19 protein-coding genes are annotated in these 22,536 nt (G+C 68.3%); 2 read left to right on the forward strand and 17 right to left on the reverse strand.

What is annotated here, in order from left to right:
- Positions 1-7 precede the first annotated feature (7 nt).
- The 12 genes from ABIB42_RS05745 to ABIB42_RS05800 all read right to left on the reverse strand — a co-directional run bounded on the left by ABIB42_RS05745 (position 8) and on the right by ABIB42_RS05800 (position 12,469).
- Positions 8-904: an SPFH domain-containing protein gene (locus ABIB42_RS05745; RefSeq protein WP_005670155.1), complete on the reverse strand. Its 897-nt coding sequence runs from the start codon at positions 902-904 to the stop codon at positions 8-10.
- A gap of 81 nt (positions 905-985) precedes the next feature.
- Entirely contained in the window at positions 986-2,200 is a 1,215-nt protein-coding gene (locus ABIB42_RS05750; protein WP_169331343.1) for a TonB C-terminal domain-containing protein, read from the reverse strand.
- A 124-nt stretch (positions 2,201-2,324) separates the two neighbouring features.
- On the reverse strand, positions 2,325-3,347 hold the full coding sequence (locus ABIB42_RS05755) for a tetratricopeptide repeat protein (protein WP_219863841.1): 1,023 nt from the start codon (positions 3,345-3,347) through the stop codon (positions 2,325-2,327).
- Positions 3,344-4,234 (reverse strand): ExeA family protein, encoded by an 891-nt coding sequence (locus tag ABIB42_RS05760; RefSeq protein WP_005670148.1) that lies wholly within the window; start codon positions 4,232-4,234, stop codon positions 3,344-3,346. The genes ABIB42_RS05755 and ABIB42_RS05760 overlap by 4 nt, the downstream gene beginning before the upstream one ends.
- Complete coding sequence (mshL, locus tag ABIB42_RS05765) at positions 4,234-6,048, reverse strand: pilus (MSHA type) biogenesis protein MshL (protein WP_005670146.1); 1,815 nt, start codon at positions 6,046-6,048, stop codon at positions 4,234-4,236. Before mshL ends, ABIB42_RS05760 begins: the two co-directional genes overlap by 1 nt.
- A 14-nt stretch (positions 6,049-6,062) precedes the next feature.
- Entirely contained in the window at positions 6,063-6,422 is a 360-nt protein-coding gene (locus ABIB42_RS05770; RefSeq protein ID WP_071363103.1) for a hypothetical protein, read from the reverse strand.
- Positions 6,407-7,075 (reverse strand): type II secretion system protein GspM, encoded by a 669-nt coding sequence (gene gspM, locus ABIB42_RS05775; protein WP_184237597.1) that lies wholly within the window; start codon positions 7,073-7,075, stop codon positions 6,407-6,409. Before gspM ends, ABIB42_RS05770 begins: the two co-directional genes overlap by 16 nt.
- The gene (locus ABIB42_RS05780; RefSeq protein WP_184237599.1) at positions 7,072-7,719 is read right to left on the reverse strand and encodes a hypothetical protein; all 648 of its coding nucleotides are present in this window, start codon (positions 7,717-7,719) and stop codon (positions 7,072-7,074) included. Before ABIB42_RS05780 ends, gspM begins: the two co-directional genes overlap by 4 nt.
- Positions 7,716-8,648: a hypothetical protein gene (locus ABIB42_RS05785; protein ID WP_005670136.1), complete on the reverse strand. Its 933-nt coding sequence runs from the start codon at positions 8,646-8,648 to the stop codon at positions 7,716-7,718. The genes ABIB42_RS05780 and ABIB42_RS05785 overlap by 4 nt, the downstream gene beginning before the upstream one ends.
- Positions 8,649-8,843: 195 nt before the next feature.
- Positions 8,844-9,323 (reverse strand): type II secretion system protein, encoded by a 480-nt coding sequence (locus ABIB42_RS05790; RefSeq protein ID WP_005670133.1) that lies wholly within the window; start codon positions 9,321-9,323, stop codon positions 8,844-8,846.
- A 198-nt stretch (positions 9,324-9,521) separates the two neighbouring features.
- Entirely contained in the window at positions 9,522-10,754 is a 1,233-nt protein-coding gene (locus ABIB42_RS05795; protein WP_429248036.1) for a type II secretion system F family protein, read from the reverse strand.
- Positions 10,755-10,765: 11 nt separating this feature from the next.
- Positions 10,766-12,469, reverse strand: a complete 1,704-nt coding sequence (locus ABIB42_RS05800; protein ID WP_273161427.1) for a GspE/PulE family protein — start codon at positions 12,467-12,469, stop codon at positions 10,766-10,768.
- Positions 12,470-12,771: 302 nt separating this feature from the next.
- Here ABIB42_RS05800 and ABIB42_RS05805 point away from each other — a divergent pair, with 302 nt between their 5' ends.
- Together ABIB42_RS05805 and ABIB42_RS05810 are read left to right on the forward strand one after the other, a co-directional pair.
- Positions 12,772-16,875 (forward strand): response regulator, encoded by a 4,104-nt coding sequence (locus tag ABIB42_RS05805; protein WP_429248037.1) that lies wholly within the window; start codon positions 12,772-12,774, stop codon positions 16,873-16,875.
- A complete protein-coding gene (locus ABIB42_RS05810) occupies positions 16,872-17,825 on the forward strand; it encodes a diguanylate cyclase domain-containing protein (protein WP_143054598.1) in 954 nt (317 codons plus the stop codon). The genes ABIB42_RS05805 and ABIB42_RS05810 overlap by 4 nt, the downstream gene beginning before the upstream one ends.
- A 7-nt stretch (positions 17,826-17,832) precedes the next feature.
- On the opposite strand, the gene ABIB42_RS05815 is transcribed toward ABIB42_RS05810, so the two are convergent.
- The 5 genes from ABIB42_RS05815 to ABIB42_RS05835 all read right to left on the reverse strand — a co-directional run bounded on the left by ABIB42_RS05815 (position 17,833) and on the right by ABIB42_RS05835 (position 22,174).
- The gene (locus ABIB42_RS05815) at positions 17,833-18,288 is read right to left on the reverse strand and encodes a MaoC family dehydratase (protein WP_429248038.1); all 456 of its coding nucleotides are present in this window, start codon (positions 18,286-18,288) and stop codon (positions 17,833-17,835) included.
- Positions 18,288-18,821, reverse strand: coding sequence for a MaoC family dehydratase (locus ABIB42_RS05820; protein WP_273161425.1), 534 nt, complete (start codon positions 18,819-18,821; stop codon positions 18,288-18,290). The genes ABIB42_RS05815 and ABIB42_RS05820 overlap by 1 nt, the downstream gene beginning before the upstream one ends.
- The gene (locus ABIB42_RS05825; RefSeq protein WP_429248039.1) at positions 18,818-20,095 is read right to left on the reverse strand and encodes an acyl-CoA dehydrogenase family protein; all 1,278 of its coding nucleotides are present in this window, start codon (positions 20,093-20,095) and stop codon (positions 18,818-18,820) included. The genes ABIB42_RS05820 and ABIB42_RS05825 overlap by 4 nt, the downstream gene beginning before the upstream one ends.
- 7 nt (positions 20,096-20,102) lie before the next feature.
- Positions 20,103-21,305 (reverse strand): acyl-CoA dehydrogenase family protein, encoded by a 1,203-nt coding sequence (locus tag ABIB42_RS05830; protein WP_314444993.1) that lies wholly within the window; start codon positions 21,303-21,305, stop codon positions 20,103-20,105.
- Positions 21,306-21,433: 128 nt separating this feature from the next.
- Positions 21,434-22,174 carry a PEP-CTERM sorting domain-containing protein gene (locus ABIB42_RS05835; protein ID WP_143054599.1) on the reverse strand — a complete coding sequence of 247 codons (741 nt, stop codon included), beginning with the start codon at positions 22,172-22,174 and terminating at the stop codon, positions 21,434-21,436.
- Between the last annotated feature and the right edge of the window lie 362 nt (positions 22,175-22,536).

Genomic DNA, 22,536 nt, shown 5'->3' on the forward strand with positions numbered 1-22,536 from the left:
TTCGCTGCTAGTTGTACAGGGTGCCGGTATTCACGATCGGCTGGGTTTCCTTGTCCGAGCACAGCACGACGAGCAGATTGCTGACCATCGCCGCCTTGCGCTCGTCGTCGAGCTCGACGATGCCGCGCTCGGACAGGCCTTTCAGGGCCGTCTCCACCATGCTCACGGCGCCATGCACGATTTTAGCGCGGGCGCTGATGATGGCTTCGGCCTGCTGGCGGCGCAGCATGACCTGCGCGATCTCGGCGGCATAGGCCAGGTGCGTCAGCTTGGCGTCGAGCACCTCGACGCCGGCCGCCTCGAAGCGCGCCTGCAGCTCGCCCTTGAGCGTATCGGCCACCACGTCCATGCCGGCGCGCAAGGTGGTCTCGCCCGGGGCCAGGTCTTCGCCTTCGTCGTAGGCATACTGCGACGCCAGGTGGCGCAGCGCTGCTTCGGCCTGGATCGACACATAGCGCTCGAAGTCGTCCACCTCGAACACGGCCTGGGCGGTGTCGCGCACGCGCCAGACCACCGCCGCGCTGATCTCGACCGGGTTGCCGCGCTTGTCGTTGACCTTGAGCGTCGGCGCATTGAAGTTGCGGGCGCGCAGCGACAGGCGGCGCTTGACGTAGAACGGGAAGGCCCAGCGCAACCCTTCGCTGCGGTCGGTGCCGATGTACTTGCCGAACAGGGTCAGGATCGCGCTCTCGTTCGGCTGCAGCATGTAGAGGCCGCTCAGGAGCAACAGGCCCCCGATGCCGACCACCACGCTGGCGAGCAGGAACCACAAGCCGTCCGACGACTCGGCCATCCTCTTGAAGAGATAGGCGGACAACAGCAGCAGGACGATCCCGGCGCAGGCCGCCAGATAGCCATTTGCCGACGAAAACGCCGATTCACGGCGCGTATGTGCTGCGTGCATGCTTGTCTCCTCGTGTAAATAACATCAAAGTGATATCACTTTAGGATCACGACGAGTTCTTGTCAAGCAACTTTATGACATTTATTGCAAGCGTACGGCGACGTCGAACAGCCAGGTGCGCCGGATCTCGACCACGTCGTACTGCCGCGCCAGCGCCGGCGGGAACGGACCGTATGGCGCCTGGCTCGCGATGATCCTGCGGATGCCGTCGTCGATCGCCGGCACCCCGCTCGACGTCTCGAACGTGACCTTCTCCACCGAACCGTCGGCGCGTACCGCCACCGTCACGACCGGCTGCGTATGCGGCTGCTTCACCGCTTCGCGCACCATGTCCAGCGTCCGGTTCAATTCGATCTTGCGGCCCATGGCTTGCGCATACAGGACCAGGTCCTGGTTGGGGTCGGCGCGTCCGAACAGCCAGCCACGGCGCAGGCCGCTGACCGTGGGTGGCGGCACACCCGGCGCACTGCCCGCACGGTCGCGCCCGGCGGCTTCGCGTGAGAGCTGTTCGGCGATCGCGCGCAGCCGTTCGGCGCGTGGCGCCAGTTGCGCGGGAGGGCCCCGATCGCCCGGCCCCTGTTGCGCCGCCGCCTGGCTGGCCTGGGCCTGGGCCTCGCTTGCACGTTCCTGTTCGCGCTGCGCTTGGTCAAGCCTCGCTTGTTCCTGCCTCGCTTGTTCCTGCCTAGCTTGTTCCTGCCGCGCCTGCTCTTGCTGGATTGCTTCCTGGCGCGCGGCCTCGCGCTGCGCCGCCGCCTCCTGTTCCGCCTTCTGCGCCTGCTGCAAGGCTTCGAGACGCTCGGCTTCGAGACGCGCCTCTTCCCGCCGACGCGCTGCGATCCGTTCGGCCTCCACGCGCGCGCTCGCCTCGCGTTCGGCCTGCTCACGCGCGAGCGCGATCAGCTCGACCTCGCGCGCCTGCTCCGCGGCGTCGCGATCGGGTTCGGGTTCGGGTTCGGGTTCGGGTTCGGGTTCGGGATCGGCTGCCACCCTTGCAATGGCGTCGCTGCGGGATGGCGCTGGGGCGGGGGGCTCGGCTGCCGGCGGCGGGACCGGCGCGCTTGCTGGCAGCGCAGCCGCCGCCGGCTTGCGTGGAACAGGGGCGGATGGTGTCGGAGGCGCCGGGATCGGCGCTGGCGCGGCAGCGGGCGCCGCGGGCGCCAGCACGATCTGCAGATCGCGCGCCGCCAGCCGCCGCTCTTCCCACGGGAAGCGCAGGCCGGACAGCCCGAAGACTTCCCCTTCCATGGGAATGCCCAATAACAGCACATGAAGCAGCACGGACAGCGCTAACGCCATGCGCATGCGCCATGGCGCCGCTGGAGGGACGAACTGCGTCGATGTGGCCACGTGAGTTTGCAAATAAATGCCAGGGATGAAACGAACCCGGCGATGCTATCACAACAACATGAATGGCCGGCCGCTAGCGCTCGAGCTGTCCCAGGCGGCGCTCGACGAAGGCCGTCAGTTCGGGCGACAGCGTCCCGCTGCCCAGCGCCTGCCAGAACGCCGCCACCGCTTCCGGATCGCGCTTCTCGGCCTGCAGCGAGATGCCCAGGCCCATCCACCACACGCCATTGCCCGGCGCGGTGCGCAGCGCGGCCTGGTAATGCCCGGCCGCTTCGCGATGACGGCCTTCGCGCTGCAGCACGCCGGCCAGGAAGGCGTGGTACTCGCCATTGCCTGCCGCATGCGGCAGGGTGCGCGTCAAGGTGTCGAGCGCAGGGCCGCCCCGCTCCAGCTGCAGGCGCGCCAGCAACATCGCCAGCGAAGGCTGGCGCGCATCGAGGGCCAGCGCCGCCTGCAGCTGGCGCATCGCCTCGTCCGGCCGCCTGGCCTCGATCAGGAGGCCCACCAGCGTTTGCCGCGACGCCTCATGGCGCGGATCGAGCTTCAGGGCGGCCTGCAGGGTCGCGATCGCCTCGGTGACGCGGCCGTCTTCCAGCGCCAGCAACGCGCGCCGGTAGGTGTTCTCGGTGCGCTGCGCCGCCGTCTCGCTGCGGCCGCCCACGACGGCGGGCGCCGCCGGCTTGCGTGGCGCGGGCGCGGGCGCGGCCCTGGCCGACGCACGCGCGGTGTCCCTGGGCGGTGCTGGCGGAGCCTGCGCCGGTTCCGGCTCGGGCTCCGGCACGGACTGCGGCGCAGGCGGCGGTGGTGGCGGCGCAACGTCCACCACTGGCACCGGCGCCGCCACCGGCAGCGCGAGCGCCGCAGGCTGCGCCGGCGCAGCCGCAGCCACCGGCGCCTGCGGCTCGCCCATGTCCTGCCAGCCGATCACGCCGGCAGCGGCGGCGGCGATCACCGCCCCGCCCGCCAGCGCGCCACGCATCCACCTCGCCCTCGGCTCGGGCGCCGGCGCCAGGCGCACGTCGGCCGGCAGCGGCGCGGCGCCGGGCTGGCCGGCGCGCGCATCGAGGTCTTGCAGCATCTTGTTGATCAGGCTCATAGCGCCAACGCCCAGGCCAAGCCGGCCGCCGCCCCGGCGACGACGGCGCCCGCTAGCAACCAGGTCCAGATCGTGCGCGTCACGCCCACCGTGTCGCGCGCGGCGATCGCCACGTGGCTTTTGATCACCTGCTGCTTGCCCTGGCCGTAGCTGAGCATCAGCGCCTTGTGCGCCATGATGTTGACCAGGCGCGGCACGCCACCGCTGGCTTTATACAAGCCACGGATCGCGGCGCCCGAGAACAGGCGCGCGCCGGTAAAACCGGCCACGCGCAGGCGGTGCGCCACATAGAAATCGAGGTCGTCGCGGCTCAGCGGACCGAGGTGGTAATGAAAGGTGATGCGCTGGGCCAGCTGGCGAATCGACGCGAGTTCGAGCTTGCGGTTCAGTTCCGGCTGGCCGAACAGGACGATCTGCAGGAGCTTTCTCTTCTCGGTCTCGAGATTGGTCAACAGGCGCAGGGCCTCCAGGCTTTCGACCGGAATCGCCTGCGCCTCGTCGAGGCACAGCACCACACGCAAGTCCTGCCCGGCCAGCTCGAGCAGGCGCAGGTTGATCGCCTTGAGCAGCTGGTGCTGGTCGACGTCGCGCTCGAGCGGGATTTCCAGCTCGTCGGCCAGCGCCAGCATCAGGGTGCGCGGCTCCAGGTAGGGATTCGGGATGTAGGCGGTGACGAAGCCCTCGCCCAGCGTGGCCATGAACTTGCGGCACAACAGCGTCTTGCCGGTGCCGACTTCGCCGGTGATCTTGATGAAGCCTTCGCCGCCGCGGGTCGCCACCAGCAGCGTGTTCAGCGCTTCCTGCGAACGCGGGCTGCCGAAGAAGAAGCTGGTGTCGGGCGTGATCCCGAACGGCAGCTCGCGCAGGCCGAAGTGCGCCGCGTACATCAGTCCGCGTCCAAAGTACGGCCGCGGCTGCGCGGATCGAGCTGTTCGATGCGGCGGCCGGCGTCGAGCATGTCCTGGCTCCAGTCGCTCGCCCCTTCGACGATGGTCGGCTTGATCAGCACCACCAGCTCGCGCTTCTGGCTCGTGCGGTTCTTGTTGCGGAACAGATTGCCCAGCAGCGGGATCTTGTCGGCGCCCGGCAGCTGGTCGGTGTCGCCGCTCGAGGCCTGGCGCATCAGGCCGCCGATCGCGACCACCTGGCCGTCGCGGCCGCGCACGATGCTGTCGAGCTCCGAGGTGCTCGACGCCGCCAGCGGCAGGCGCAGGGTGCCGCCAGAACCGAGGTCGACGTCCTTGTTGACGGTCGTGACCTGGCTCACCGACGGGTGCACGTGCAGCAGAATATTCCCTTTATCGTCGATCTGCGGCGTCACGTCCAGCACCACGCCCGAGAAGAACGGCTGCACCGTCACGCTCGGGCTGACGATGGTGCTGCTGTTGGTGGTGTTGATGTTGTTGGTAATGCCGGTGACGAAAAATTCGTCGGTGCCGATCTTGAGCACGGCCTTCTGGTTGTTGATCGCCGCGATGCGGGGGCTGGACAGCACGTGCACGCTGCCCTGCGACTCCAGGAAGGTGATCAGGGCCGCGAAGTTATTGGTCTGGAAGGCGAAGCCGAACAGCGAACCGGCCGCGCTGGCCGCGTTCGACAGCGAGAAGCCGGTGCTGGCCGACAGGCCCGAGCCGTTGTTGATCACGGCCGGCTGGCCGCCGCCGTAGGGCAGCGGCGCCAGGTTCGCGCCGGGCGCGATCATGCCGCCCGAGACGCGGTTGGCGGTGCCGCCGCGGAACGAAGCGAACGAGGCCCAGTTGATGCCGCTCTGGTAGCTGTCGGACAGTTCCACCTCGAGGATCTTCGCTTCCAGGATCACCTGGCGGTCCACCGACAGCTGGGTCGCCTTCAGGTAGGCATCGACGTTGCGCAATTCGTCCGGCATGGCGCGGATCACCAGCACGCCGGACTGCGGGCTGACCACCACGCTGCGTCCGCCTTCGAGCGTGCCGACGATGGCGACGATCGATTCCTTCAGGTCTTTCCAGAAGTCGTTGTCGGAGCGGGTCTGGACGTCGGTGCTGTTGAGCTGGCGCTGGCCGTTCAGGTTGTTGCCGTTCTGGCCGTTCTGGCCGTTCTGGCCGTTCTGCCCGTCCTGGTTGCCGAAGCCCTGCCCCATCCCGCCGCTGTTGTTGCCGCCGTTGTTACTGTTATTGCCGGCGTCCGCCACCGAGGTCGAGGACACGCGCGTGTTCGACATCCCGCGCCGGCTGGCGGTCAGGTAGTTCACCTGGAACATCCGGGTCTGCATGGTCAGCGGACGGATGCTGATGCGCGCGCCATCGATCCTGTAGTCGTAGCCGTACATGTCGCGCACCGCTTCCAGCGTCTCGACCAGGGTCACGTCCTTCAGGTTGGCGCTGATATTGCCGCTCACGTCCGGGTGCACCAGCATGTTGTAGCGGGTGCCGGCCACGATCGAGCGGAAGAACTGCTGCGCCGGCACGTTGTTGAAGGCGACATTGAAGCGCTCCTCGAGCGCCGGCCGCGCTTTCGGCAGCTGGCTGGCCAGGGTCGCGGCCGGCGGCAGCAGCGCATTGGCCACCGCATCGTCGACCGCCGGGCGCGGCGCCGGCTGGCTGTTGGCCTTGGCCATCTCCTGGGCGATGGCGTCGTAGGTGGCGTTCGGCGGCGCGCTCTGGCAAGCGGCCAGCAACAGCGCCGCGGCCAGCGCGCAGGGAGTCGCGAAAAGCTTCGTCATGGTGGAATCCCTTGTCATTTGGCGGCCGGCGTCATGCCCGGCAGCGGCGCGTCCATGCGCAGCACCTGGCGTTCGCTGCCGCGCACCAGCACGACCTCGTTGGCGCTGACGCGCGCCACGCGCGCGCCCTTGAAGGTCTCGCCCAGGCGCACCGTCTCGCCGTCGATCACGGCCACGTGACGGCCGCCCGCATGGCGCGCGATCAGCACCGATTGCAGGCGCGGCGCATCGTCGGCGGCGGTGGCCTGCGGCGCGATCCGGTCCATGCCCGGCGGCGGGCGGGTCGGGTCGAGCAGCGCCTGCGCGCTCGCGGGTTGGGCCAGCGCCAGGCAGGCCAGCACGGTCAGGAACAGGTTCTTCACAGCTTCATCCATTGTCGGTCCAGGCTCAGGGTATGCAGGGTGAGCGTCAGGCGCGCGGCGGGATACTCCTCCACGTCGAGCTGGGCGCGGCCCCAGAACATCCGGGTCGGCATCGCATCGAGTGCGCTCATGTAGTCGACCATGTCGAGATAATTGCCGCGCACCGTGACTTCGATGCCGTGGCGGTACAGCAAGGGGGCGGCGGCCGGCGCGGGCGCCGGCGCCGGCGTTCCCGGTCCCGCCAGCGGCTCGACCGGCAAGGTGCGCATCGACACCAGTTTCAGGCGCCCGTTGGCGCGCAGGATGCCGTCGATCAGCGGCCCCATGCGCTCGGGCGGCACCAGGCCGTGCTCGATGGCCAGCAGCTGGTCGCCAAGCTGGCCCATCTCCTGGCGCAGCGCATTCAGGCGCGTGCGCGCTTGCGCGTCGGGGTCGTGCTGGAAGGCTTGCACGCGGCCGGTGATGGCCTCGTCGATGGCCGCCATCCCGCTGCGCTGCTGGGCGATCTGGGCGCGCAGCGCCTCCTGGGCCGCTTCCATCGGCGCCAGCACCAGCGCGTGGCCGAGGAAGGCCAGCAGCGCGCACGCCGCCAGGCACACCAGGGCGCGTTCGCGCAGCGACAGCGCGTCGATGCGCGCGCGCAGGGTCAGGATCCGCTCCTTCATTTGCCCTGCTCCTCAGGCACCGATTGCAGGCTGAATTCGATGTAGGGCGCCGGGCGCGTGGCGGGCTTGCCGTCCGCATCCGGCACCTGCAGCGGCGCGGCTTCGCCGATCTGCAGGCTGGCGAACGACTTGCCTTGCATCAGCGGCTCATGGGTCAGGCGGTTCAGGTAGCCCGGCACCATGGCCGGATCGACCGTGCGGCCCTTGATCCCGATCTGCGCGCCGCCGGCGCCGACCGTCACGCCGGTCAGCCACAGGCCTTGCGCGCTCTGGCGCGCCAGCGCCCTGAAATAGCCGGCGAAGCCGCCCGTGTCGCCCAGTTCGCCGCGCGACAGCGCACCGGAGATGTGGCGCATCGCGGCCAGTTGCGTGTTGGCCTCGGCGATCTGCGCCTCCAGCGTCGCATCCTTCTGGCGCGGGACGAATTCGCGGTTGGCCGACGCCAGGCGCGCCTGGCGTTTCTCGAGCTGGACGGCGCCGCTGTCGGCCTGGCGCCGCAGTTCGGCCGTTTCCATCTTGCCGATGACGGCGAGGATGGCGACGCCGGCGAGCACGGCGCCGACCGCCAGCGCGATGGTGGCGCTCGACAGTACCTGCTTCTGCGGCTGGAAGGCCGGATTGAACAGGTTGATCTGTTGCTTCATGCGGCCTCGCCTTCGCGCAGCGCGGCGCCGATCGCGAGAAAGAAACGCTGCTGCTGCGCCTGGTCCGCCAGCGCGGGCGTGCGCGACAGGTCGAATAGCGTGGCCAGGTCGAGCGTCTCGACCGGCGTGTACAGATTGCTCGACAGGTACTCGTCCAGGCCGCTCACGGCCGACGGTCCCAGCACCAGCTTGGCAACGCTGATGAAGGAGTACTGGCGCTCGAAATGGTCGAGCGAGCGTTGCAGCTCCAGCGTGATCTTGTCGAAGGCCTGGTGCTTGCGCTCGTGGTCCGGCTCGAGCAGCTGGGCCAGGGTGACGTCGAAGCGGCGCGCCAGGTACAGTTCGCCGCGATACGACACGGTCAGCAGGCCGCCGTCGTCGCCGAACGAGAGCATGGCGACGCCGCGCCCTTCCGGCTCCAGCATGGCCGACACGTTACGCTGGGCCATCTCGGGGATGTCGATCGCGTGCAGGTCGACCTTGGCGTCGAGGAACAGCTTCTGGCGCGGCTGGATCACGGTGTTGCGGGCGGCGACCGCGAAGATCGATTGCTGGGCGCGCGCGTTGGCGTCGAGCGGGATGTCGAGCACGTCGATGGTGGCCTCGAGCGCCGGAAAATCGAGGATGTCCTTCAGGCGCCAGCGGATCGCCGTCTTCATTTCCTCGCGCGGCACGTTCGGCGCTTCGACGTTGAGGATCTGGTATTCGCCGCCGGACAGCAAGGCGATGCAGTGGCGCAGATGCGCCTGCACGTCGCGCCCGGCCTTCTCGAGCGCGTCGGCTCCGGTCGATCCCGGAAGGAACTGGGCCAGATGCACCAGCGGCTTGCCATCCGGATGACGCTCGACGCTTGCAAGCGCCATGCCATCGCGATGGAGCGCCACGGTCAGCCAGCCATCCCTTCTTTTCGCTTTCTTAAACAAACGCATGCAAGCTGTGTCGGTGATCGTACATTGTCGGCTTTTGAAGACTTGATTATAGACAAGACGCACGCGCCGGAATCGTAAAAAATCGCTGATCCAGCGCAAGTTGGCCGCCGAGTGTGGTCAGAAAGCACAAGCACGCGGGCTGTCCATAAACAAAAGGCGCTGCAATCGCAGCGCCCGTCGTGCATCAGGCGAAACTTACTCGCACTTCAGGTTGTTGGCCAGGGCGATGACCGGCGCGGCATTGGCGCTGGCGGCTTCCGTATAAGTGACATGGCAGGTCGTCGCGAGCGCGGAAGGCACGCTCTTCGGCGTGATTTTCAGCACCGTGCCTTCGTCGGCGACGGTGTAGTCATCGGTGCTCAATCCGGCGGCGGCAGCGAGCTCGGTCGATGCATTCGCGTAGCCGGTGGTTCCCATCGGAACGTTGATGCCGCCTTCGATCTGGAACACGCCGTTCTGCGGATTCGGGTTGATCAGGGCACGGCCATGCAGCATGGCCGAGGTCGACGCCAGCGAACCCTTCACCGCATTCAGGCTCGCGATGCGCGCATCGCCGTTCAGGCCGGAAAACTTTGGCAGCGCGGTCGCGGCCAGGATGCCCAGGATGACGATCACCACGATCAGTTCGATCAGGGTGAAACCACTCTGCGCCTTTTTGTTGAAACTGGTTTTCATTCTTTTTTCTCCGTTACGGTGGTGGGGACGAGTGGCCGTCCTGCTGAACATGTACTTGCTGCTCAATTCTACCGTGAGAAACTGCAACTTTGATGTCTTGAGAGCAAAAGGATCGCTTAAAGGCAATGTTTCATTGATGGAATTTTAAGTTTACTCAAGCCGATGCGTTCTTTTTGCAACAGCGCGCACCGCGTGCGCCTATTTCGGATGGATCGCCGCCTGCCCCAGGTCCCACATCGGCATGAAGATCCCCAGCGCCAGGACCAGCACCATCGCCCCCAGGAAGGTGATCAGGATCGGCTCGATCTGGCTCGACAGCGTCTTGAGCTCGTAGTCGACCTCGCGCTCGTACATCTGGCCGATCTCATCCATGAGGTCGTCGATCGACCCGGTCTCTTCCCCCACCGCGATCATCTGCAGCACGATCGGCGTAAACACGTTCGCCGCCGTCGAGGTGCGCAGGATGCTGTCGCCGCGCTCGACGCCGTCGCGCATCTGCTCGATGCGCGAACTCAGATAGGCGTTGTCGGCCGTCTGCGACACCACGGTCAGCGCATGCACGATCGGCACCCCGCTGCGCATCGACAGCGCGAAGCTGCGAGCGAAGCGGGCCATCGTCCCCTTGTGGATGATCTTGCCGGCGATCGGCAGGCGCAGCTTGTGGCGGTCCCACGCCAACCGCCCCTGCGCGGTGCGGGTCCAGGCCCTGAACCCGAACCAGGCCAGCGCCATGGCGCCGGCGATGGCCGGCCACCACTTGACCGTGAAGCCCGAGGTGGCCAGCAGCACACGCGTCATCAGCGGCAATTCGGACCCGAACGACTTGAACACCGAGGCGAACTGCGGAATGACGAAGATGTTGACCACCACCATGGCGATGACCATCGCGATCACCACGAAGCTCGGATAGCGCAGCGCCGTCTTGACCCGCTCGCGCATGTCGCGGTCGAATTCCAGGTGGTCGAACAGGCGCAGGAAGACTTCTTCCAGGCGTCCCGTCATCTCGCCGACCTTCACCATCGACAGGTAGAACGGCGAGAAGCAGCGCGGATGGCGCATCATGGCGGCGGACAATTCCCTGCCCGCGTCCAGCGACTCGCGCAGGTCCTTGATCACGCGGCCGAACGCCGGACTGATCGCCGACTCCTGCAACCCGGCCAGGCCGCGCATGATCGGCACGCCGGACTTGAGCAGGGTATGGATCTGGCGGCTGAACAGCTGCACGTCCATCGACGTGACCTTCTTCTCGAACAGGCGCTCGCGCCAGCCCGGGCCACCGGTCGTGGCGCGCTTGCGGGTGACGGTGATCTCGATCGGCGTGACGCCGCTGCCGAACAGCTGGTCGGCCACGGCCCCGCTGTCGGCGCCTTCGAGCACGCCCGTTACCTGCTCGCCGCGTCCGTTGCGGCCCTTGTAGGCGAAATATGGCATGGGCTTCGAGATCAGTCGTCCATCTGGTTACTGACCCGCATCGCCTCGGCGATGGTCGAACGCCCCTGCACCGCCAGGCTCACCGCGTGGCGGCGCAGGGTCTCGCCGCGCATCTCGGTGTGGGCGACCTTGAGGAAGTGCCCCGGATCCGGATGGTTGACCGCGTCGGTGACGGCGCGCGTCATCTCCAGCAACTCATAGACGCCGGTGCGGCCGCGATAGCCGGTGCCGTTGCAGTGCGAGCAGCCCTTGCCGTGATAAAAGCGCGTGGTCGCGGCATGCTCGCCCAGTTCGGCGCGCAGCCAGTCGATCTCGTTGGCGGCCGGCTGGTAGTCGACGCTGCAGCTCTCGCAGATCACGCGCACCAGGCGCTGGGCCAGCACCGCCTGCAGCGAACCGCTCACCATATAGCGCGGCACGCCCATGTCCATCAGGCGCAGCGGAGTCGAGGCGGCGTCGTTGGTGTGCAGCGTCGACAGCACCAGGTGGCCCGTCATCGCGGCGCGCAAGCCGATGGCGGCGGTTTCCTGGTCGCGCATCTCGCCAACCAGCACGATGTCCGGGTCTTGCCGCAGCGCCGAGCGCAGCACGCGCGCGAACGACAGCTCGATCTTGTCGTTGACCTGCACCTGGTTGATGCCCGACAGGCGGTATTCCACCGGATCCTCGACCGTGATGAGCTTTTTCTCGACCGAGTTCAGTTCGGACAAGGCGCTGTACAGCGTCGTGGTCTTGCCGCTGCCGGTCGGCCCGGTCACCAGCACCAGGCCGTTGGGTCGGGCGACGATGGCGCGAAAACGCTCGACCAGCCGCGCCGGCATGCCGATCGCGTCGAGCCGCAGGTGGGCGGCGACCTGGTTCAGCAGACGCATGACCACCGATTCGCCGTACTGGGTCGGCATGGTCGAGATACGCACGTCGATGCGCTGGTTGCGCACCTTGACCGCGAAGCGGCCGTCCTGCGGCAGGCGTTTCTCGGAGATGTCGAGATCGGCCATCAGTTTCAGGCGCAGCGCGAGCGGCGTGGCGACCTTGAGGTCGGCCTCGGTCTGCAGGTGTAGCACGCCGTCGATACGGAAGCGGATCTGCAGCCGGCCTTCCTGCGGCTCGATGTGGATGTCGGATGCGCGCACCTGAGCCGCGTCGTCGAACACCGATTGCAGCAGCTTGACGATCGGCGCTTCCTCGAGCCCCGGATTGGCGGCCAGCGCGCCGAAATCGATCGAGGCGTCGCCCAGGTCGGCCTCGACCTCGCGCGCCAGGCCCGTGATCTCGCCGGTGCGGCGGTAGATGCGGTCGATCGCGCCCAGGACCTCGGTCTCGTTGACCACCGCCAGCTCGACGCCTTTTTTAAGCAGGCGCGCGATCTCGTCGTAGGCGAACAGGTCGGTCGGGTCGGATACGCCGACCAGCATCGTCTCCCTGCGGTCTTCCAGCACCAGCGCGCGGAAGCGCCGCGCCGCGGTCTCGGGCAGCAGGCGCACCAGGTCGGCGTTGATGTTGTAGAACTTCAGGTTCAGGTAAGGGATGTCGAGCTGGCGCGCCAGCGCGCCCGAAATCTGGTCTTCGGTGACGAAGCCGCTTTCGACGAATACCCGGCCGAGCTTGCGGCCGGTGCGCTTCTGGTCGGCGAGCGCCTGCTGCAGTTGCTCTTCGCTCAACAGTTTCTGCTGCATCAGCACTTCGCCGAGGCGGACTTTCTCTGGCCTTGCCATACCATCCCTTGGGTTAATTCTTGCAAGAGGGATTTTAATGCCTGAGGGAACAATAGTGATTATCGGCATCGTGCTGGCGCGCGATACTGTCTCGATTTCGCCTCGTTGCCCACGCCTAACGGTAACAATCCGGCATCGACCGCTGAGCTCATGGCTTTCTATCCGGACAAGATGGCCGATCCAGCATGTTGCAGAGTGAAGACGATGCATGGTGGCAATCAAAACAGGCGCTATGCGCCATGGATGGGGCCAGCTAACATGGCAGCTGCGCCCCGTTACCGTGTTGAAACCAGGAGTCGTCTTTGCCGTTTGCCCGTTTTTCGCTGCCCTCGATCCGCGCCAAGCTCTATATCCTGGTGCTGGCCTGCGCGCTGCCGATCCTGGTCGGTTACGTCGCCCTGGCGCGCGACGCCGCCGTGCGCGAGCGCGCCCACGTGTCGCGCGACGCCCAGACGGTGGCCGAGGTGCTGGCGGCGGCGGTCGACCGCGACATCGAAAGCGGCGAAACCGCCGCCCGGGTGCTGGCCAATACGGCGATGATGGCCAGGGGCGACATGGTCGCCATCCACGGGGTGGCCAAGAGCCTGCTGCGGCCCGACTTCCCGGCCCAGGCCTTCGTCCTGAGCCTGCCGAACGGCATGCCGTTGATCAATACGCGCTACCCCATCGGCGCGCCGCTGCCGCGCGCCGGCAACGAGGACGACATCCGGCGTGTGGCCATGACCGGCAACACCGTGGCGTCCGGCCTGCACCGGCTGGACGACGGCAGCCAGTATGCGCTGTCGGTCGAGGTGCCGATCTGGCACGAGGGCGAGGTGCGCTTCGTGCTGTCGGTGCACCTGCGCCCGCGCCGCATGGCCGAGCTGCTCGACAGCCAGCACCTGCCGGAGGGCTGGATCGCCGGCATCTACGACCGCCACCTGTTGACCATCTCGCGCAGCGCCGATGGCGGCCAGCACCTGGGCTTGCCGATGGAGCCGGCGCTGGCCACGGCCGTGACGCGCAGCAGCGCCGGCATCGTCGAACTGCCGCGGGGTAGCGTCGCGCCGGGCTACGCGGCCTTCGCGCGTGCGCCCGAGCACAGCTGGGTGGTGACGATCCGCTATCCGTACAACGCGGCCGGCGAACTGCTGGGGCAGTCGATGGCCAAGACGGTGGCCGTGATCGCCGTCCTGCTGGCGATCAGCCTGGCCCTGGCCTGGGCCCTGGGCGGCTCGATCGCGCGCGCCGTGCAGGGCCTGGCCGGTCCCGCCGAGCGGCTCGGACGCGGCGAGCCGCTGGTCTTGCCGTCATCGAGCATCCGCGAGGTGGAGACGGTGGCGCACGCGCTGCGCCGGGTCGACGCCGAGCTGCAGGAACACCGGCGCGGCCTCGAGACGCTGGTGGCCGAGCGCACGCAAGAGCTGGAGCGCTCCAAGGCGCAGCTGGAAACGGTGTATGCCTCGATCCCCGTCGGCCTGTGCTTCATGGACACCGAGCTGCGGGTGGTGATGGTCAACGACTACCTGGCCGACATCAACGGCCGCCCGGCGCGCGACCACGCCGGCCGCAGCCTGCCCGAATTGCTGGGGCCGATCGGCGAGGAGTTCGAAGCGAACTACCGGCGCGTGATCGCCAGCGGCCGGCCGCTGGTCGAGATCGAGGCCACCGGCGACGCCCCATCGGCGCCGGGCAGCACGCGGCACTGGATCTCGAGCTACTTCCCCGTGTATGGCCCCGACCACCGGCTGATGGGCGTGAACGCGGTGGTGCTCGACGTCACCGAGCGCAAGCGCCAGCTGCAGCGCGAGCGCGACCACCAGGAGATGTTCCGCGCCCTGTTCGAGGCCGCCGGCGACGCCCACCTGCTGCTGGCCTACGGCGCCAGCTACGTCAGCGCCAACCAGGCGGCGGCCGACCTGTTCGGCTTCGCCACCCCGGCCGCCCTGCTCGACGAGTCGCCGGCCAGCCTGTCGCCGCTGCTGCAGGCCGACGGCCGCCCGAGCAACGAGGTGGCGCTGGAGCACATGCGGCGCACCCTGGACGAGGGCCGCGACGCCTTCGAGTGGCTGCACCTGCGCGCCGACGGCAGCGTGTTCCATGCCGACATCCTGCTGACCCGGGTCGACATCGGCGGCGTCGGCATGATGCAGGCCACGATCCGCGACATCAGCACCCGGGTCGCGGCCGAGGCGGCGCTGCGCGCGACCGGCGTCCAGCTCGAGGCGGCGCTGCGCCTGGCCGAACAGGCCAGCCGCGCCAAGAGCGAGTTCCTGGCGAACATGAGCCACGAGCTGCGCACGCCGATGAACGCCATCGTCGGCCTGGCGCGCCTGCTCGAGGAAGGCCGGCTGGGCCAGCGCGAACGCGGCTACGTGGCGCGCATGCGCACCGCCGCCCGCTCGCTGCTGGGCATGCTGAGCGACCTGCTCGACTTCTCGCGCATCGAAGCCGGCCAGCTGACCCTGGAGCGCATCCCGCTGCGCCTGGACGCGATCCTGGCCAGCATCGCGGTGCTGCACGGCCCCGGCGCCTGGGCCAAGGGCGTGGAGCTGGCGTTCGCGGTCGATCCGCGCCTGCCGCCATTGCTCGAAGGCGATCCGGTGCGGCTCGAGCAGGTGCTGCTCAACCTGGTCGGCAATGCGGTCAAGTTCACCGAGCGCGGCGAAATCGTGCTGTCGATCGCGCTGCGCGGCGAGGCCGACGGCCAGGCGCGCCTGGCGTTCGAGGTGCGCGACACCGGCATCGGCATCGCCCCCGAGGTGCAGGCCGGCATCTTCGAAGTGTTCTCGCAGGCTGACAGCTCGACCGTGCGCAAGTATGGCGGGGCCGGCCTGGGCCTGTCGATCGCGCGCCGGCTGGTGGAGCTGGCCGGCGGCGCCCTGCGCCTGGACAGCGTGCCCGGCGCCGGCGCCGCCTTCCGCTTCGCGCTGTCGTTCCCGGTGCTGGAAGCCGCGCCCGAGGCGCCGGCCCCCGAAGACGACGCCCTGCGCGTCCTGGTGGCCGACGACAACGCCAGCGCGCGCGCCGCCCTGGCCGCGGCCTGCGCCGCCTTCGGCTGGCGGGTGGACACGGCGCCGGATGGCGCCGCCGCCCTCGAGGCGCTGCGCGGCGCGCGCTACGACATCGCCTTCGTCGACAGCGCCATGCCGGGCCTGGACGGCCTGCCCCTGATTTCGGCCGTGCGCGCGGCGCAAGTGCCTGCGCCGCGCTTTTGCCTGCTGGCGCCCGACCCCGACACCGAGCGCTATGCCGAGCTGGCCGACGAGCTGGGCGTGACGGCCGTGCTGGGCAAACCCTTTACCCGCGCCAGCCTGCGCGCGGCCGTGGACCGGCTGCTGGGCGGCGCCGGGACGGCGCATCCGGTCCCCGCCGGCGCGCCGCTGGCCGGCGCCCTGCGCGGCCTGCGCGTGCTCGTGGTCGAGGACAACCAGATCAACCAGGAAGTGGCGGGCTTCATCCTGGCCCACGCCGGCGCCACGCTCGAGATCGCCGCCAATGGCCGCGCCGCGCTGAGCATGCTGCAGGAAGACGCCGCCTTCGACGTGGTGCTGATGGACTTGCAGATGCCGGTGATGAACGGCTTCGAGGCGACCGCCGCGATCCGCGCCGCCGGCCTGGACCTGCCGATCGTCGCCATGACCGCGAATGCGATGGACGAGGACCGCCAGCGCTCGCTCGACGCGGGCATGCAGGCGCACCTGGCCAAGCCGATCGACGTCGACGCGCTGGTGGCGACCCTGTCGCGGGTAACGCAGCGCGGCCAGCACACGCCCGCGACGGCAAACGCCGAGCCGGCGCTGCCTGCATCGCTGCCGCACCTGCCCGGCATCGACCTGAAATCGACCCTGCCGCGCTTCGCCGGCAGCGTCGAGCGCTTCTGCGAGCTGTTCATCCGCTTCGCCGACGGCCAGGCGCAGACCTTCGGCGAACTGCGCGCGCATGTCGAGGCCGGCGAGCGCGGCGCCGCCGGCCAGCTGGCGCACCGGCTGCGCGGTGTGAGCGCCAATCTCGGCGCCACCGAAGCGGCCGAGGCGGCCCATGCGCTCGAGCACGCGCTGCGCGACGCCGACGACGGCACGGTGCGCCTGCGCCTGGCCGACCTGGCGCGCGCCCTCGATGCCGTGGCCGCAACCGCGCGCGAGCTGGCGCCGCCCGCCGCCCACGACCTGACCCAGGAGGCGGCCCACGACCTACCCGGCATGGATGACGGCGCCACGCTGCACGCTTTGCTGGCGCGCCTGCTCCACTTACTGGAGAATAACAATATGAGGGCGATCGCCGCCGAAGGCGCGTTGCGGCCGGCGTTGGCGCTTGCCGCCGGGCAGCCGGCCGCGGCCGCGCTGGCCGACGCCGTCGCCACCCTGCGCTTCGACGAGGCGGCGCGCCAGGTGGCAGACCTCATGAAGCGAAAGGGAAATCCGTGAGCTGGACCGAGATGGCACTCAATGGCCGCATCCTGGTGGTCGACGATGCGATGGAAAACATCCAGATCCTGCATGCGGCGCTGCAGGAAGAGCAGGAAGTGCTGTTCGCGCTGGATGGCGAGCGCGCGCTCGAGCTGGCGCGCACCCAGCACCCCGACCTGATCCTGGTCGACGCCATGATGCCCGACATGGATGGCTACGCCGTGTGCGCGGCCCTGCGCGCGGCGCCCGAGACGCGCGACATCCCGGTCATCTTCGTCACCGCGCTCAAGACGCCGGAGGACGAGACCCGCGCATTGGAGGCCGGCGCTGCCGACTTCATCACCAAGCCGGTCAACGCGGCGGTGGTGCGCGCCCGCGTGCGCACCCAGCTGACCGTCAAGCGCCAGGCCGACGCCCTGCGCGCGTTGACCCTGACCGATCCGTTGACGGGCGTGGCCAACCGCCGCGCTTTTGATGAGCGCCTGGAAGCCGAATGGCGCCGCTGCGCGCGCGCCGGGCTGCCGGTGGCGCTGATCCTGGCCGACGTCGACCATTTCAAGGCCTATAACGACCACTACGGCCACCAGGCCGGCGACGCCTGCCTGGTGCAGGTGGCGGCGGCGCTGCGGCGCGGCGCCGGCCGCACCCACGACCTGGTCACCCGCTATGGCGGCGAGGAATTCGCGATCCTGCTGCCCCAGCTCGATGCGCTCGGCGCCGAAGGCGTGGCGCGCCGGCTGCTGGCCGAACTGGCCCAGCTCGGCCTGCCGCATGCGGCGTCGCCCACGGCCCCGCACCTGACGATGAGCCTGGGGCTGGCGAGCCTGGTGCCGGGCGATGCGCAAGGCGCCGACGTGCTGGTGGCCAGCGCCGACGCCCTGCTCTACCAGGCCAAGGCGGGTGGGCGCAATCAGTACCGCATGGGCGGCGTGGGCGCGCTCGGCAACGCCGGTGGCCACGTTGCATGAGGATGCGTCAGGCGTAGCAGCGGATCAGGAACTCGGCCACGCACACGGGCTTGACGGCCCCGTCGGCCTCGATCGTCACGTCCCAGGTAAATTGCCAGCCGCCGGCGACCGCATCGGCGCCGCGCAGGGTCCAGCGCCCCCGCACCCGGCTGCCGGCCGGCAGCGGACTCGGGAAGCGCACCTTGTTCAGGCCATAGTTGACGCCCATCCGCATGCCCTCGATCGCCAGGGCGCTGGTGAGCATGGCCGGCAGCAGCGACAGCGTGAGGAAGCCATGCGCCACCGACTGGCCGAACGGCGACTCGCGCTTGCAGCGCTCGGGATCGAGGTGGATCCACTGGCGGTCGTCGGTGGCTTCGGCGAAGGTGGCGATGCGCTCTTGCCCGACCTCGAACCAGTCGGACACGGCGACTTCGCTGCCGACCCGCGCCGGCAATGCATCGAGTGCGATCGTGGTGGCCATCATTGCTCCCTGGCGGGCCGGCGCCCGTAGAGTCCGATGCCGTCGACCGTGCACACCGGGACGCCGTGCTGGTTGGTGGCGGTCCAGGTCGACCAGACGACGCCACGATCGGGTTTGCTGGCGGACGCCTTGACCTGGCGCGTGAGATAGCGCACGCGCAGCGTGTCGCCGGCGCGCACCGGCTGCAGCCAGCGCACGCCATCGAGGCCGGGGGAACCCATGCCGTCGGCCGCGCTCAGGAGGCCATCGACCACCATGCGCATCATCATGCTGCAGGTGTGCCAGCCGCTGGCGATCAGGCCGCCGTACGGCGACGCTTGCGCCGCCTGGGCGTCGACGTGGAAGGACTGCGGGTCGAACGCGTTTGCGAAGGCGAGGATCTCGGTTTCGGTGACGCTGCGCTCGCCCAGGTCGATTTCCTGGCCGGGATAAAAATCTTCGAAATACCAGCGCTTGCCGGCCGGCGCATCGGCCTGGACGTGCGCGCGCGCGTTGGCCGCCGTGCCCGCTCCCTCGTCTGGTCCTGCCGTCATGCGGCCTCCCGGAATCCCGGCTGCGCGATGAAGCGCTCCAGGTGGTGGTCCATATCGCCCAGCGTCAGTTCGATCGTCGACAGGCGCTTGAAGTAATGTGAGGCCGGCAGCTCGTCGGTCACGCCCATGCCGCCGTGCAGCTGGATGGCGCCCTGGCCGATGAAGCGCGCGGCCAGGCCCACGCGGTACTTGGCGGCCGACACCACGCGCCGGCGCGTCTCGATGTTCGCAGCAGCATCGCGACTGACACCGGCATTGGCATCGGCCCCGCTACCCGAACGCGCCAGCGCCAGCGCCGCCAGCAAGGCCATCGACCGCGCCTGCTCGAGGTGGATCGCCATGTCGGCCATCCGGTGCTGCAGCGCCTGGAACTTCCCGATCGGCGCGCCGAACTGCTGGCGCGTCTTGAGGTACTCGAGCGTCGTGTCGAATAAGGCCTGCATCGCCCCCAGCGCCTCGGCGCACAGCAGGCCGGCGCCATAATCGAGCGCCGCATCGAGAATGGCGCCGCCCTCTTCCACGGCCCCGATCACGGCGTCTCGCGCGACCACCACGCCATCGAGCACGACATTAGCCGCACGCAAGCCATCGAGCGTGCGGTAACCGGTGACGCGCAGCCCGGCGCTGTCGCGCGGCACCACGAACAGACTCACGCCATCCATGTCCTGCTCATTGTCGCCACTGCCCCCACTGTCCCCACTGCCCACACTGCCCACACTGCCCACATCGCCTGTGCTCCCCGAGCTCACCGAGCCCACCGCGCCCTGCGCGCCGCGTGCCGATACGATCAGGGCATTGGCTTCGGCGCCATGCAGCACCACCCGCTTCTCGCCATGCAGGCGGTAGCCGCCATCGACGGCCTCGACCCGCGTGGCGATCTCGAAGGCATCGTGGCGCGATCGTTGTTCGCCCAGCGCGCAGGCGAGCTTGACGTCACCGGCGGCGACCCGTTCGAGCAGCGCACCGTGCCCGCCACCCTGGCGCAGGAATTCAGCGCCGAGCACCGTCGCCATATACGGTTCGACCACCAGCCCACGGCCGAGTTCCTGCATCACGCCGAACATGGCGAGGGCGTCGCCGCCGAAACCGCCGTGTTCCTCGGGCACCGGCAGCGCCGTCAAGCCCAGTTCGACCATCGTGGCCCAGGCGTCTGGCGAGACGCCCGGCTCGGAATGGACGATCGCGCGCCGCGCCTCGAAGCCGTAGTCGCGGCCGATCCAGCGCCGGATCGCATCGGCCAGCTGCTGCTGTTCCCCGTTCAGTTCGAAATGCATGCCGTCCTCACAGTCCCAGGATCATCTGGGAGATGATGTTGCGTTGGATTTCGTTCGACCCGCCGTAGATCGACGTCTTGCGGTAATTGAAGTAGTAGCCCGCCAGCGGAGCCGCATCGTCGTCGCCCGCGATGGCGTGTTCGCTCGCGCCGGACAGGTAGGCCGGATCGAAAGGCAGCGCCAGCGGACCGGCCGCTTCGACCATCAGCTCGGTGAGGGCTTGCTGGATCTCGGTGCCCTTCACCTTCAGCATCGACGCTTCGGGACCGGGCGCAGCCTCGCCCCTGGCCAGCACGCGCAGCACCGTCATCTCGAGCGCCATCAGTTCGATCTCGAGCGCCGCCACTTTCGCGCCGAACAGGGGATCGTCCAGCAGCGCCCGTCCGCGCTTGCGTTCGCGCAGCGCCAGGCGCTTGACGAAGGCCAGCTCGCGCTTGGAGCGGCCGACGGCGGCGATGCCGGTGCGCTCGTGGCCGAGCAGGTATTTGGCATAGGTCCAGCCGCGGTTTTCCTGGCCCACCAGGTTGGCGACCGGCACCTTGACGTTGTCGAAGAAGACTTCGTTGACTTCGTGGTCTTCGTCGAGCATCGCGATCGGGCGCACGGTGACGCCGGGACTGCGCATGTCGATCAGGAGGAAGGAAATGCCCTCCTGCTTGCGCACGCCGGGATCGGTGCGCACCAGGCAGAAGATCATGTCGGCGTGCTGGGCCAGGGTGGTCCAGGTCTTCTGGCCGTTGACGATGTAGTGATCGCCCGCACTGTCCTGCTGATGGACGGCGCCCGTCTTGAGCGCGGCCAGGTCGGAGCCGGCGCCGGGTTCGGAATAGCCCTGGCACCACCAGTCCTCGCAGGACAGGATGCGCGGCAGGTAATAGTCCTTCTGCTGCTGGCTGCCGAAGGCCATGATCACGGGCGCCACCATATTGACGCCGAACGGCAGCACCTGCGGCGTGCCGGCAAGCGCGCATTCCTCTTCGAAGATGTGGCGCTGCAGCGGCGTCCAGCCCGGACCGCCGTATTCGACCGGCCAGCCGGGCGCGGCCCAACCCTGTGCGGCCAGGATGCGGTGCCAGCGGACGTAGTCGTCGCGGCTCAGGCGCAGGTGCTGGCGAACCTTGTGCTGGAGTTCAGGGGGAAGATGGGAAGCGAGAAAGGCGCGGACCTGGTCGCGAAAGGCCAGGTCCTCGTCGGAGTAGTACAGGTCCACGTCGTCTCCTTGTTGTTGTCGTCATGAATAGCACGATCGTTCACAAGGATTGTACCTGAAACGGCCGCGCCGCCAAGAATGGTCGGCGCGGTCGATCGGGCTGGACGCCGGGCCCAGCCCGAAGGCGATTACTGCTTGGCGTTGCGGCGACGCGAGAACGCGCCGGCGCCCATCAGGCCAGCCAGCATCAGCGCGATGGTGCCTGGTTCCGGCACGGCGTTGACCTGATCCGGCAATGCGCCGACCTGGTCCTGGACTGGCAGGGTGAAGATCGGATCGGCATCCGGCGCCGGCACGGTCACGTTGCCGCCACCGCTGTCGCTGCCCGAATCCGGCACGGCCGGGCTGCCGCTGCTGCCGCCTGGCGCCGCGCTGCCGCCGCCCGATGTCGCACCGCCACCGCCAACCGCGGCGCCACCGCCACCGCCGATCGCGGCGCCGCCGCCGGCACTACCACCGCCGGCGACTGGCGCGGCAGGCGCCGCGATGCCGCCACCTGCATTCTGGCCAGGCACGATCTTCACGCCGTCGCCGTCGTTGATGACCGACACCGAGTTGCCATAACGGGCTGCGAGCAGGCCATTACCGGCGCTCAGCACGTAGGAGGCGTCGATGCCCTGCTGGACGAAGAGTTTCTGTGCGTCGGCGGACGACAGGCTGGCGCTGGCTTTGCCGATCAGGCTGTCGGTAGTGCCGTGCGCGACGCCGCCGACCAGGCTGACGTCGCTACCGAGCACACCCGAACCGATCACGCTGGTGCCGTTACCGGCGGTCCAGCCATTTTGGAAGCCTGTCGTGGAAACGACTTCTGCCTGGGCTGCGCCGGCGCACGCCAGGAGGGCAGCAACAACGAGGTGACGTGTTGACATGAAGATAACTCCTAAGATAAGTAAGGATTATTATTTTTACAACTACAGAGTTATCGTATCACAAACCAAAAAAACTTAAATTTTGACCCACCGCAAATCGTGCATACGATCTTACTGTTGAGTACTGGTCATTTCATGCCATCTTTCAGCTATTTACAGCATTCATGTTTTACTCTTCAGCTTGCCTAAAGAACATTGACTGTCGAGAGAGCCGTGCCGCGGCTGGTCGCGGCCTGATAACTTTGCTAGTTATTCCAGCAAGAAACGCAGCGGGACCCATTGCTGTGAACGCCGATAAAAAAGGCGCTGTACTCGTTAGATATGGATGAGCATTGAACTGCTGAGCTGACGCGCAGTCCAAT

Source organism: Massilia sp. UYP32 (assembly GCF_050434365.1).
Classification (GTDB): domain Bacteria; phylum Pseudomonadota; class Gammaproteobacteria; order Burkholderiales; family Burkholderiaceae_D; genus Telluria; species Telluria timonae.